The sequence below is a fragment of the Streptomyces sp. 35G-GA-8 genome, from assembly GCF_023534745.1.
Classification (GTDB): Bacteria; Actinomycetota; Actinomycetes; order Streptomycetales; family Streptomycetaceae; genus Streptomyces.
In genome coordinates, this window is sequence record NZ_JAMHJQ010000001.1 from 616,421 (window position 1) to 629,351 (window position 12,931).

The 12,931-nt window shown below is 70.9% G+C and carries 10 protein-coding genes; 6 read left to right on the plus strand and 4 right to left on the minus strand.

All coding sequences use genetic code 11. The features are described from left to right. Nucleotides 1-302 precede the first annotated feature (302 nt). From glgX to M1203_RS02685, 4 genes are all read left to right on the plus strand, one after another. Nucleotides 303-2,423, plus strand: coding sequence for a glycogen debranching protein GlgX (gene glgX / locus M1203_RS02670; RefSeq protein WP_249947810.1), 2,121 nt, complete (start codon nucleotides 303-305; stop codon nucleotides 2,421-2,423). Between the two features lie 107 nt (nucleotides 2,424-2,530). Next, nucleotides 2,531-3,391: a GNAT family N-acetyltransferase gene (locus tag M1203_RS02675; RefSeq protein WP_249947811.1), complete on the plus strand. Its 861-nt coding sequence runs from the start codon at nucleotides 2,531-2,533 to the stop codon at nucleotides 3,389-3,391. A gap of 81 nt (nucleotides 3,392-3,472) precedes the next feature. Beyond that, complete coding sequence (gene treY / locus M1203_RS02680; protein WP_249947812.1) at nucleotides 3,473-5,827, plus strand: malto-oligosyltrehalose synthase; 2,355 nt, start codon at nucleotides 3,473-3,475, stop codon at nucleotides 5,825-5,827. Between the two features lie 145 nt (nucleotides 5,828-5,972). Next, the gene (locus tag M1203_RS02685; protein WP_249947813.1) at nucleotides 5,973-7,046 is read left to right on the plus strand and encodes a lytic polysaccharide monooxygenase; all 1,074 of its coding nucleotides are present in this window, start codon (nucleotides 5,973-5,975) and stop codon (nucleotides 7,044-7,046) included. Between the two features lie 103 nt (nucleotides 7,047-7,149). Here the strand turns inward: M1203_RS02685 and M1203_RS02690 are convergent, their stop codons facing one another. Continuing rightward, on the minus strand, nucleotides 7,150-7,698 hold the full coding sequence (locus M1203_RS02690; protein ID WP_249947814.1) for a DUF1707 and FHA domain-containing protein: 549 nt from the start codon (nucleotides 7,696-7,698) through the stop codon (nucleotides 7,150-7,152). Nucleotides 7,699-7,907: 209 nt separating this feature from the next. Between M1203_RS02690 and treZ the strand changes: the two genes are divergently transcribed. Beyond that, a complete protein-coding gene (gene treZ / locus M1203_RS02695; RefSeq protein ID WP_249947923.1) occupies nucleotides 7,908-9,662 on the plus strand; it encodes a malto-oligosyltrehalose trehalohydrolase in 1,755 nt (584 codons plus the stop codon). 44 nt (nucleotides 9,663-9,706) lie between these two features. Here treZ and M1203_RS02700 read toward each other — a convergent pair whose 3' ends face one another. Further along, entirely contained in the window at nucleotides 9,707-10,837 is a 1,131-nt protein-coding gene (locus tag M1203_RS02700) for an aminopeptidase P family protein (protein ID WP_249947815.1), read from the minus strand. Between the two features lie 41 nt (nucleotides 10,838-10,878). Next, nucleotides 10,879-11,835: a hypothetical protein gene (locus tag M1203_RS02705; RefSeq protein ID WP_249947816.1), complete on the minus strand. Its 957-nt coding sequence runs from the start codon at nucleotides 11,833-11,835 to the stop codon at nucleotides 10,879-10,881. A gap of 213 nt (nucleotides 11,836-12,048) precedes the next feature. Between M1203_RS02705 and M1203_RS02710 the strand changes: the two genes are divergently transcribed. Then, the gene (locus M1203_RS02710) at nucleotides 12,049-12,471 is read left to right on the plus strand and encodes a VOC family protein (protein WP_249947817.1); all 423 of its coding nucleotides are present in this window, start codon (nucleotides 12,049-12,051) and stop codon (nucleotides 12,469-12,471) included. A 109-nt stretch (nucleotides 12,472-12,580) separates the two neighbouring features. On the opposite strand, the gene M1203_RS02715 is transcribed toward M1203_RS02710, so the two are convergent. Continuing rightward, on the minus strand, nucleotides 12,581-12,748 hold the full coding sequence (locus M1203_RS02715) for a hypothetical protein (protein WP_249947818.1): 168 nt from the start codon (nucleotides 12,746-12,748) through the stop codon (nucleotides 12,581-12,583). Nucleotides 12,749-12,931 lie beyond the last annotated feature (183 nt).

The following is a 12,931-nucleotide window of genomic DNA, read 5'->3' on the forward strand; positions in this document are numbered from 1 at the left end:
GAGGTGATTCATAGCTGTTGGACCTGGTACGTTCCCGGGGCCGCCGGGGATCCGTGGGGCGCGCGGGTCCGCCGGGGCGGTCGCGGCGATCCGGGCGACGGCCCGTCACGCGAGATTGACGCCGGGTCCCGTCCCCCGCGCCGCCCCGGCCGAGAACCGGCAAGAAGAGGCAAGAACCCATCGGGTTCCTAGGTGGTTGCCCTTCTTTCGGGGAAGATCTGGCTCAGAGGCCGCCCCATCCAGGCACGTGGCCTCTCCAGAGGCCCGCAGCACCCGGATCAGAAATGGAAAGAGTCGTATCTATGCAGGTCTGGCCGGGACAGACGTATCCCCTCGGCGCCACGTACGACGGCGCCGGTACCAACTTCGCGGTCTACTCCGAGGTCGCCGGCCGAATCGAGTTGTGCCTGCTGCACGACGACGGTTCGGAAACGGCGGTGGAGCTGCGCGAGACGGACGCCTTCGTACGGCACGCCTATCTGCCGGGCATCATGCCCGGTCAGCGCTATGGCTTCCGGGTCCATGGCCCCTATGAGCCGGAGCGCGGACACCGCTGCAACTCCGCCAAGCTGCTTCTCGATCCGTACGCGCGTGCGATCAGCGGCAGTATCGACTGGGGTGAGTCGGTGTACGGCTACCACTTCGGCAAGCCGGACTCGCGCAATGACATGGACTCGGCCCCCCACACGATGTCCTCCGTCGTCGTCAATCCGTACTTCGACTGGGGCGACGACCGGCTGCCCCGTACGGACTATCACCGCACGGTGCTCTACGAGGCCCATGTGAAGGGCCTGACCATGCTCCATCCGGAGCTGCCCGAGGAGCTGCGCGGCACCTACGCCGGACTCGCCCATCCGGCGGTGATCGAACATCTGACGGAACTGGGCGTGACCGCGCTGGAGCTGATGCCGGTGCATCAGTTCGTCAACGACCACCGGCTGGTCGACGCCGGTCTCGGCAATTACTGGGGCTACAACACCATCGGCTTCTTCGCCCCGCACAACGCGTACGCCTCCTGGGGCGACCGGGGCGAACAGGTCCTGGAGTTCAAACAGGCCGTACGGGCGCTGCACCGCGCCGGGATCGAGGTCATCCTCGACGTCGTCTACAACCACACGGCGGAGGGCAACCACCTCGGCCCGACCCTCTCCTTCCGCGGTCTCGACAACGCGCAGTACTACCGGCTCGCCGAGAACCCCCGCTACTACACGGACACCACGGGGACCGGGAATTCCCTGCTGATGCGCAGCCCGCACGTACTCCAGCTGATCATGGACTCGCTGCGGTACTGGGTGACCGAGATGCATGTCGACGGCTTCCGCTTCGACCTCGCGGCGACGCTGGCCCGTCAGTTCCACGAGGTGGACCGGCTGTCGTCGTTCTTCGACCTCGTCCAGCAGGACCCGGTGGTCAGCCAGGTGAAGCTGATCGCCGAGCCGTGGGACGTGGGCGAGGGCGGCTACCAGGTGGGGAACTTCCCGCCGCTGTGGACGGAGTGGAACGGCAAGTACCGGGACACCGTACGGGACCTGTGGCGGGGTGAGCCCAGGACGCTGGCGGAGTTCGCGTCCCGGCTGACCGGCTCCTCCGATCTCTACCAGGACGACGGGCGACGGCCGCTGGCCTCCATCAACTTCACCACCTGTCACGACGGTTTCACGCTGCACGATCTCGTCTCGTACAACGAGAAGCACAACGAGGCCAACGGCGAGTCCAACCGGGACGGCGAGAGCCACAACCGGTCCTGGAACTGCGGGGCGGAGGGCGACACCGACGACCCGGAGATCCTGGAGCTGCGCAATCGCCAGATGCGGAACTTCATCGCGACGCTGATGCTCTCGCAGGGTGTCCCGATGCTCAGCCACGGCGACGAGTTCGCCCGTACGCAGGGCGGCAACAACAACGCGTACTGCCAGGACAACGAGGTCTCCTGGGTCCGCTGGCCGGAGAAGGGGGTGGAGACCGACACCACCATGCTGGAGTTCACCCAGGCGATGGTGTGGCTGCGGCGCGACCATCCGGTGTTCCGGCGCCGGCGCTTCTTCCACGGGCGCCCGGTGGAGGGGACGCACGACGATCTGTCGGACATCTCGTGGTTCACGCCGGAGGGCGAGGAGATGACCCAGCAGGACTGGCAGGCCGCGCACGCCAAGGCCATGACGGTCTTTCTGAACGGTGGCGCGATCTCCGAGCCGGGGCCGCGCGGTGAACGCATCTCGGACGACTCGTTCCTGCTGATGTTCAACGCGAGCGCGGAGAAGCTGGAGTTCGTAGTGCCGGTGAACCACGGCGAGCACTGGCGGATCATGGTGGACACGGCCCGGCCGGAGGGAGTGACCCCGGGGCAGGGCGAGAAGGTCGACGGTGGTGAGCGGATCACGATGATCGGCCGCAGCCTGACGGTGCTGATGCGACCGGCGTAGGGCCCGCTCTCCGGATGGGTCCCGACCGGGACCCGGATCCGTACCGAGGGGCGGCGCGCACGGAAAACCCGGTTGCCGCGCCGCCCCCGTGATGTTCCAGTGGCCGGATGGATCACGATGTGGAACTGGCGGCCTTCGACCGGCGGATGCGGCGGGACGCGCGGCCCGACGGCCCCGGCGTCCGGGTCGAACGGGTGGGGGAGGTCGTCCGCCTGTCGGGCGCGGCGCACGACTGGCACGGGGTGCTCTGGTCGGAGCTGACCGAGGACACGGCCGCGGGGGCGATCGCCGCGCAGATCGCGTACTTCACCTCGCTCGGGCGTGAGTTCGAGTGGAAGCTGTACGCCCATGACCGGCCCGTCGGCCTCGCCGACCGGCTCCGCGCGGCCGGGTTCACCCCCGGGGCCACGGAAGCGCTGATGGTCCGGGAGACCGGGGACACGCCCGGCGAGCCCGCTCTGCCCGACGGGGTACGGCTGCTCACCGTGACCGACGCGGCGGGCGCGGCGCTGCTGGCGGACGTCCACGAGCGGGCGTTCGGGACGGACGGCACCGCGCTGCGGGAGCGGCTGTCGGCGCAGCTCGCGTCCGCCCCGGAGACCGTCGTGGCGGTCGTCGCCATGGCGGGCGACACGCCCGTGAGCGCGGCCCGGATGGAGCTGCCCCCGGGCACGGACTTCGCCGGGCTGTGGGGCGGCGGGACGGTACGGGAATGGCGTGGCCGCGGTCTCTACCGCGCCCTGGTCGCCCACCGGGCCCGGATCGCCGCCGAGCGCGGCTACCGCCTGCTCCATGTCGACGCGATGGACATGAGCCGCCCGATCCTTGAGCGCCTCGGGTTCAGGGTGCTCAGCACGACGACGCCGTTCGTGTACCGGCCACCAGTACCGGGGTCAGTGGGCTCAGCGGGTTCAGAGGGGTCAGCGGGGTCAACGAGCCCGACCGGCTCCACCGGCTCCCTCGGGTGACCACGCATGACCTCGTATGACACAGATCTCGTACGAATCCCGTATGACACAGATACCGAGAAGCGGGGTACGTACGATCGTATGACTCCCACCGCGACCTATCGGCTCCAGCTCCAGCCGGACTTCCCGTTCGCGGCCGCCGCCAAGGCCGTCCCGTATCTCGCCGCGCTCGGGGTCTCGCATCTGCATCTGTCGCCCGTCCTGGAGGCCGTACCGGGCTCGACGCACGGCTATGACGTGGTCGACCACTCCACCGTACGGGCCGAGCTGGGCGGCGAGGAGGGGCTGCGGCGGCTGGCCGGCCGGGCGCGTGAGCACGGTCTCGGGATCGTCCTCGACATCGTGCCCAACCACATGGCCGCCGCGCCCCGGCACAACAAGGCGCTCTGGGAGGTGCTGCGCGAGGGCCGGGACTCGCCGTACGCCCGCTGGTTCGACATCGACTGGGCGGCGGGCGACGGCAAGCTGCTGCTGCCCGTACTGGCAGGGCCGATCGGGGAGGAGCTGGACGCGGGCGGGCTGAGTGTCGAGGACGGGGTGCTGCACCACGGCGACCAGCGCTTCCCGCTCGCGCCCGGTACCGAACACCTGGGGCTGCCCGAACTGCTCGACGCCCAGCACTACCGGCTCGCCTGGTGGCGGCTGGCCCGTACCGAGCTCAACTACCGCCGCTTCTTCACCATCTCCGAACTGATCGGCCTGCGGGTGGAGGACCCGGAGGTGTTCGCCGCCACCCACGCCAAGATCATCGAACTGGTACGGGACGGAGTCGTCCAAGGGCTGCGCGTCGACCACCCGGACGGTCTCGCCGATCCGGAGGAGTATCTGCGCCGGCTGCACGACGCGACGGCCGGGCAGTGCTGGACGGTCGTGGAGAAGATCCTCGCCGACGACGAGGTACTGCCCGCGGGGTGGCCGGTCGCGGGCACCACCGGATATGACGCGCTGCGCCACATCGACGGGGTGTTCACGGACCCGGTGGGCGCCGAGGCGCTTGAGGTGCGCTACCGCGATGTCGCCGCGCCCGTCGGGGACCGGGGCGGCTACTGGGAGGGGACGGTACGCCGGGCCGCGTACAAGGTCGTCTTCCATGAACTGGCCGCCGAGATCTCCACCTTGGTCCGTACGGCACAGCGCGTCTGCGCCGCCGACCCCGCGCTGCGCGACCACGCGCCGTGGGCGCTGCGCACCGCGATCCGGGAGCTGCTGGTACGGGTCCCCGTCTACCGCCCCTACACGACGGCGGGCGGCCCCTGCCCCGAGGCGGCCGAGGCGGCGGTCCCGGCGGAGGCCGCACGGCAGGCGAAGACGGTCTTCCCGGTGGAGCGGGAGGCGACGGCCGTGGACGTGGTGCGGGAGCTGGCCCTCGGCAGGCTCGGTACGGGCCCGGACCATACGGCCTTCTGCGCGCGCTTCGCCCAGACCGCGTCCGCGCTGCGCGCCAAGTCGGTGGAGGACACGGCGTTCTACCGCTATGTGCCGCTGATCTCCGCGAACGAGGTGGGCGGCGATCCGGGCAATCCCGCGGTGAGCCCCGAGCGGTTCCACGCGTACTGCGCGCGGCTGGCGCGCGACTGGCCGGCCACCGGCACCGTACTGACGACGCACGACACCAAGCGGAGCGCGGACGTACGGGCCGGGATCGCCGTCCTGTCCGAGTGCCCGGAGCGCTGGGACGAGTTGCTGGAGCGGGTGGTGGGGGCCGCGCCCGCGCCGGCGCCGGATCCGCAGGTGGCCTGGCAGGCGTGGCAGACGGCGGTGGGCTTCACCCCGGCCGCCGAGGGCGTGCTCCCGGAGGGCTCGCGGATGGTGCCCGCGCTGCTGAAGTCCGTACGGGAGGCCGGGCTGCACACCAGTTGGACGGAGGCGGAGCCGCTGTACGAACAGGCGGTGGCCGCGTTCGTGGAGGCCGGTCCCGCCGGTCCCGCGCGGCGTACGGTCGCGGCGCTCAGCCGCGCGCTGGCGCCCTACGCGCGGGCGAGCGCGCTGGGCGCGGCGCTGGTGCAGCTGACCATGCCGGGGGTGCCCGATCTCTACCAGGGCACGGAGCGCGCGTACTTCGCGCTGGTGGACCCGGACAACAGGCGACCGTTCAGGACCGGGCCGCCGGACGACAAGACGGTGATCACGACAGCGGCGCTCCGGCTGCGCGGTGAACGGCCCGAGCTCTTCGGCGAGTCGGGGACCTACGCCCCGCTGCCCGCGGCCGGTCCCGCCTCCTCGCACTGTCTGGCCTTCGTCAGGTCGGGGCGCGTGATCACGGTGACCACCCGGCTGCCGTACGGACTTGAGCGCTCCGGAGGGTGGCGCTCCACGGAACTGGCGCTGCCGCCAGGCCACTGGCGCGATGTGCTGACGGGGCGTGAGGTGTCGGGCGCGCCGAGGCTCGCGGAACTGCTCGACCAGTATCCGGTGGCGCTGCTGACGGCCGACTGACGGACCGGCCGAAAAATCTGTCCGCGCGGCCTTTACGTACACGAAGCGTTTACAGGGTGCGCCGCTCGCGCTACGTTCCGAAATGGGAGCGCTCCCAATCATCCGGTCATTCACTTGTCATGATCACGTCGAAGGGACTCGCGTGATGAAGCACCCCCCACGACGGCCCCGATGGCTGTCGCACCCCCGGAGAGCCGTCCTCCTCGTCCTGCTCGCCGTACTCCCCGCCCTGCTGCTGGTCGTCGGCAACAGCGGGACCTCGTCCGCCCACGGCACCCCCATGCAGCCGGCCAGCCGTACGTTCATGTGCTGGAGGGACGGCCTGAGCAGCACCGGTGAGATCAAACCCATCAACCCCGCCTGCCGCGCCGCCGTCGCCGCGGGCGGCACCACCCCGCTCTACAACTGGTTCTCCGTGCTGCGCTCCGACGGCGCGGGCCGGACCCAGGGCTTCATCCCCGACGGGCAGTTGTGCAGCGGCGGCAACACCACGTTCACCGGCTTCGACCTGGCCAGGAACGACTGGCCGCTGACCCATCTGACCTCGGGCGCGTCGCTCGACTTCTCGTACAACGCCTGGGCGGCGCACCCCGGTTGGTTCCGGGTCTACATCACCAAGGACGGGTTCGACCCCACCAGGACCTTCACCTGGGCCGATCTGGAGCCGGCGCCCTTCCTGACCGTCGACCACCCGCAGGTCACCGGGCCCGTCGGGACGGTGGAGGGCGCCTACAAGTGGACCGGCAACCTCCCCGGCGGAAAGTCCGGCCGGCACATCATCTACATGGTGTGGGAGCGCTCGGACAGCAAGGAGACCTTCTACAGCTGCTCCGATGTGGTCTTCGACGGTGGCAAGGGCGAGGTGACCGGTGTCGGTGACCCCGGGAACCCGACCGACCCGCCCACCGATCCCACGGCCACCTGCACCGCCACCCGCGCCACCACCGGCACCTGGTCGGGCGGCTATCAGACGGAGGTGACGGTGAAGAACACCGGCAGCCACCCGATCCTCGGCTGGATGGTGGAGTTCACGCTGCCGAGCGGCCAGCGCGTGGACAGTCTCTGGAATGGCAACGCCACCTACGGCGGCCAGGAGGTGATGGTCCACAACGCCGACTGGAACGGCTCGTTGGCCGCCGGGGCCTCCACCACCTTCAGTTACGTGGCCACCGGAGGCCCGCCGGACACCGCCTCCGCATCGCCCTGTTCCGTTCACTGACCCGCGCGGTTCCGGACACCGAACCACCAAGCGCCCGGCCCGCCGTTCCCCGCCCCCACCGGAACGGCGGGCCGGGTCCGTCTTCTCGCACGCGAGAGCCCGCTCAGTGCGAGGCGAGCCGGAAGCCGATCGTCCCGAAGCTCACCAGATCGCCGTCCCGCACCTCGACCGTCGTGGTCACCCGCAGTCCGTTGACGGTCGTGCCGTTGGTCGAGCCGAGATCGCGCAGGATCCATCGCCCGCCCTGCATGCTCAGTTCGGCGTGCAGCCGCGAGACCGTGTCATGGCTGAGCCGGAGCCCGTTGACCGGATCACGGCCTATCCGCAGTGGATAGGGGCCGGGCTGAGGCAGCAACAGCTTCGGCAGCCGCTCCGCCTGCCAGGCCCTGCGCAGCCGCTGCGAGAACGCGGACACCCGGCTCACCGTGCCGAACACCCGGCGGGACCAAGGCCCTTCGGACTCCAGATCCGCGGTGAGCAGCTTCAGCTCATCGGCCCTGCGGGCGGCCAGCGCCAGATCCATCCGGCGCAGGAAGGTGTCGTGCGACAGCTTGCCCTGCGCGGCGCCTTCCCGGAGTACCGCGAGGACACGGTCGCGCTCGGCGTCGGAGAGCCGCGCGGGATACGTGTGGAACTCGAAGGAGGACGTCACAGACGTGATTGTCCTTCCGACGGACCTGAGGTGTCCAGACAGTACGGAGTTCCCGGGACTCCGTACGCGCCCCCGGCCACACCCACCCCTTCACCACCTTCACCACCTTCGCCGCGCCTCGCGCCGCCTCGCTTGTCACCATGGAATTTGTCACCGTGTGGCGGAGAGCAGTGGACAGTGACAGTGCCGACGACGAGGGGGAACCACCCGTGCGGTTCGAGGTGTGGGCGCCGCAGGCGCGGAACGGGATCGTACTCCGGCGGGCGGACGACGGGCCCGCCGGGCTGCCCATGGAGCGCGATCAGGCACGGGCGGGCTGGTGGACCGTCGAGGCGCCCGCCGCCGACGGTACGCGGTACGGCTTCGCGCTCGACGGTGGGCCCGTCCTGCCCGATCCGCGCTCCCGTCGCCAGCCGGACGGCCCCGACGGTCCGAGCGCCGTCGTCGACCAGGCGGCCTACGCGTGGCACACGCCGTGGCGGGGCCGCGATCTGCCCGGCGCGGTCCTGTACGAGCTGCACATCGGTACGTTCACCCGCGAGGGCACCTTCGACGCGGCGGCCGAACGGCTCGCCCCGCTGGCCGAACTGGGGATCACCCATGTCGAGCTGATGCCGGTGTGCCCCTTTCCCGGGACCCACGGGTGGGGGTACGAGGGTGTCTCGCTGTGGGCGGTCCATGAGCCGTACGGCGGCCCCGAGGGGCTGAAGCGCTTTGTCGACACGGCACACCGTCTGGGTCTGGGCGTGGTGCTCGACGTGGTGCACAACCATCTCGGTCCCGCCGGCAACCATCTGCCGAGCTTCGGCCCGTACTTCACCGACACCCACCACACGCCGTGGGGCGCGGCCGTCAATCTGGACGCCCCCGGCTCGGACGAGGTACGCGCGTATCTGCTGGGCAGCGCCCTGGCCTGGCTGCGGGACTTCCGGCTCGACGGGCTACGGCTCGACGCCGTGCACGCGCTCGCCGACCGGCGCGCGCTGACCTTCCTCGAAGAGCTGTCGACGGCCGTCGACGCGCTCTCCGCCGAGCTGGGGCGACCGCTGTTCCTGATCGCCGAGTCCGATCTGGGCGACCCGCGCACCACCACCCCGCGCGCGGCGGGCGGCCTCGGGTTGCACGCGCAGTGGAACGACGACTTCCATCACGCGCTGCACACGGCGCTCACCGGTGAATCCCAGGGCTATTACGCCGACTTCGCGCGCGAGCCGCTTGCCGCGCTGGCCAAGACGCTCACCCGGGTCTTCTTCCACGACGGTACGTATTCGAGCTTCCGGGGCCGGGCGCACGGCAGGCCCGTCGACCGTACGAGAACGCCCGCCCACCGCTTCCTCGGCTACGCCCAGACCCATGACCAGATCGGCAACCGGGCGCTCGGCGACCGGCTCTCCGCCACCCTCTCCCCCGGGCTGCTGGCCTGCGCCGCCGCGCTCGTCCTGACGGGGCCGCACACCCCGATGCTGTTCATGGGCGAGGAGTGGGGCGCGACCACCCCCTGGCAGTTCTTCACCGACCACCCCGACCCGGTGCTCGCCGAGGCCGTACGCACCGGCAGGCGCCGGGAGTTCGCCGCGCACGGCTGGCCGGCGGAGGACATCCCCGACCCGCAGGACCCGGCGACGCGGGAACGCTCCTGTCTGGACCGCTCCGAGGCCGGGAAGGAACCGCACGCGCGCCTGCTGGCCTGGTACCGCGAGCTGATCGCCCTCCGGCACACCCAGCCGGATCTCTCCGATCAGGATCTGGCGGCGGTCCGGGTGGCGTACGACGAGGAGGCGCGCTGGCTGGCGTACCGGAGGGGCGATCTGCGGGTCGCGGTGAATCTCTCCGGCGAGCCCGCGCTGATCCCGCTCGGCAACGCGGCCCGGGTACTGGCGTCCTGGGAGCCCACGGAGCCCCCGGGCGCGGACGGCGTGCTGCGGCTGCCGCCCGAGTCGTGCGTGGTGCTGACGGACGGCTGATTCCGGCTCGGGCGCGGCCTCCCCCCGGACGCGGCGTCTGTGACCTATTCGACGATCGCCATCTCACGCGGTGTGTTGTTGAGGCGACGGCCGCCGTCCTCCGTGACCGTGACGATGTCCTCGATCCGCACACCGAAGCGCCCCGGCAGATAGACGCCGGGCTCGACCGAGAAGCACATGCCGGGGACCAGCGGACGTTCCTCGCCCTCGATCATGTACGGCGGCTCATGGGTGGTGACCCCGATGCCATGGCCGGTGCGGTGGATGAAGTACTCGCCGTACCCCGCACCGGAGATGACCGCGCGGGCCGCGCGGTCGACGTCCTGGCAGGCGGCACCGGGCCGGACGGCTTCGAACCCGGCCTGCTGCGCCTCACGTACGAGATCGTGGACGCGCCGCTCCTCGGCGTCGGGCTCGCCGACATGGACGGTACGGGTGGTGTCGGAGCCGTAGCCGTACTTGAGCCCGCCGAAGTCGAGGACGACCATGTCGCCGTGGGCGATGACGCGGTCATCGGCCTCATGGTGCGGATCGGCGCCGTTGGGGCCCGAGCCGACCACGGTGAAGTCGACCTGGGAATGGCCGTGTTCGAGAAGGAGGGCGGCGAGGTCGGCGGCCACGTCCCTCTCCCGGCGCCCCGCGAAGCGGACCTTCAGGATCTCGCCGTACGCGGCGTCGGCAGCCGCGCCCGCGGCCGCGAGCCGGTCCAGCTCCCGCGCGTCCTTGACGGCGCGCAGCATCGGCAGCGCTTCGGTGAGCGCCGTGTACGAGGTGTCGGGCAGCGCCTGTTGCAGCCCGAGCAGATGCATCGCCCAGGCGTTGTCGCTGACGCCGAACCGTCCGGCGGGGTCGAGCAGCGGGGCTGTCACACCGTACGGATCCTTGCCGTCCGTCCAGTCGCGCAGCGTGAGCGCCGGGGCGCCGGGGGCGCGCGCCGCGTCCGGCGCCTCCAGCGTGGGCACCACGAGCACCGGATCCTGGCCCGCCGCGATGACGAGCATCGTGAGCCGCTCGGTGTCGGCGGTCGGCCGGTACCCGGTGAGATACGTGAGATCCGGGCCCGGCGCGATCAGCACACCCGCCAGTCCCGCCTCGGCGGCGGACCCGGCCGCGCGGGCCAGCCTGGCGCGGTAGTCGTCAGCGGTGAAGGGCGGGGGCGGGGCGGTGGTGGGCATGGGTGCTCCTTCTCGATCTCTCGCGGACCGGGATGTCTTTCTCAGAGGTCATCCGGTGACTCCTTGCGGGCCAGCCGTTCCAGCAACGCGTGGAAGTCGTCCCCGACGACGATCCGCAGCCCCTCGGCGTCCCTGGTGCTCAGCTGGGTGAGCGCCCCGGCGCGCCACCAGTAGACATACGGGCTCACCGCCCCGGGGGCGTCCTCGTACCCGGAGGCGGCGAACGCGGTCATGGCGTTGAGCGTCGGGATGATCGAGGTGTCGTGGATGACATGGAAGGCGAGCTGATGCCGGTAGGGCATCGCCACCAGCGCGCCGTCCGGCGGGATCGGCCGGCCCGTGATCCTCGGTACGACGGTGTCCAGGGTCAGGACCCTGCTGGCCGTGTAGAAGGAGTCACCGAGCAGCACCTCGAAGCGCATCCCGTCGGAGTCCTTGACGGTCTCGTGCCCCTCGATGGGCAGCTCCTGGAGATTGCTCAGGGCCCGGTCCCGGAGGTGCTGGAGCCGGCCCAGCGGCTCCAGGGCCTCGTCGGTGAGCATCATGACGCTCTCGGGGAGGTCGAGGGCGAGCACCTCGTACAGCCCGGGAGCGACCGAGCGCGCATAGCCGAACGTCTGCGGGTCGAGGCCGTCCTCGCTGATCACCCGGGGGTAGAGCTGCGCCCGGATCTGTTCGGGGGGCAGGGTGTCCAGCGCGGACGGGGAGTCCATCGTGCGCAGCACCATGCCCGCGTGCCGCCGGGCCAGATCTCCCCAGACGCGGGGGCCGCGCTCGTCGTGGTGGCAGACGGCGGCGAGATTGGCCAGCCCGAACTGACGGCCGGAGCTGTCGGTCACCTGGTCCGCGTAGAGGGTCACCTCAAGGCCGTGCTCGGCGAAGGCCTCCCGGACCTGGCTGCGGAAGAGGGCGGCCTCGTCGACCGAGAAGAAGGGGAACGCGAGGTCCCGGGGCGCGTCGCGGCTGTCGCGCCTCGGCCCTCGTCGGAACAGCCCCACACCATCGCCTCCCGCCCGCTCGTCCGGTGATCACCCGTCCCGGTGATCGCCCAACCTCTGATGCTAGGCCCTGTCCGGCCGATCTTCACGGGCCGCGAAGATCGGCCGGACAGGACCTAGTCGCAGCGGGTCACCACGCGGCGGACCGCATCCTGTCATCCCCTTCCTCGCCCACTCTTGCTGGCCACCGGTCATACGTATAACGTACGTCACATGCCTTACATCGCCCTGGTCACCCTCGTCGTGGACGACTACGACAAGGCGCTCGCCTTCTATACGCGGGCTCTCGGCTTCGAGCTGATCGAGGACACCGATCGTGGCGACGGCTCACGCTGGGTCGTGGTCCGCCCGCGCCCCTCCACCGGCGGCGGTCCGGACGGCTCGGACGGCTCGGCGGCCTCCGTGTGTCTGCTGCTGGCGCGCGCCAAGGACGACACCGAGCGCGCGAGCATCGGCGTGCAGACCGGCGGGCGGGTCGGCTTCTTCCTCCACACCGACGACTTCGCCCGCGATCACGCGCGCATGCGGGCCGCCGGCGTCCGCTTCCTGGAGGAGCCGCGCCACGAGCCGTACGGCTCGGTCGCCGTCTTCGAGGACCTGTACGGCAACCGCTGGGACCTGCTCCAGCCCGCCTGAGGGCCCGGCCGGAAAGACCTGAGGACAGACTGAAGGCCGTACGGCGTCTTCCCGTACGGCCCTCGACGGCCCTGCCCGGCGCCTCCCGCCAGGTCCCGCCCCCCGTTTGTCAGGAGGGGGACTTCCGCAGCAGCCATAAACCCAGTCCGGACCCCACCACTCCGAGCCCGGCCACGACGCTCAGCGCGATCTCCGTCCCGCCGTCGTCCACCAGGAAGTTCAAGTACACGTTGGCCAGCAGGCAGCCGATAAGCACGATCCAGAGCAGGGCTTTCATGGGATTTCCTTCACCTTCCGCGACGCTTTCCTCAGCACGTCCACTCTCTCGCACCGAGCCCGCGAGCACAGGAGGGCAGCCCCCCGAATCCGGGGTTCAGCACACCCCCCGAACGCGGGTGTGATTCCCTGCCTCCGCCCGTGCGGGGGCGGGGGTCCCTGCGCGCGGCCCCCTGATGAACGG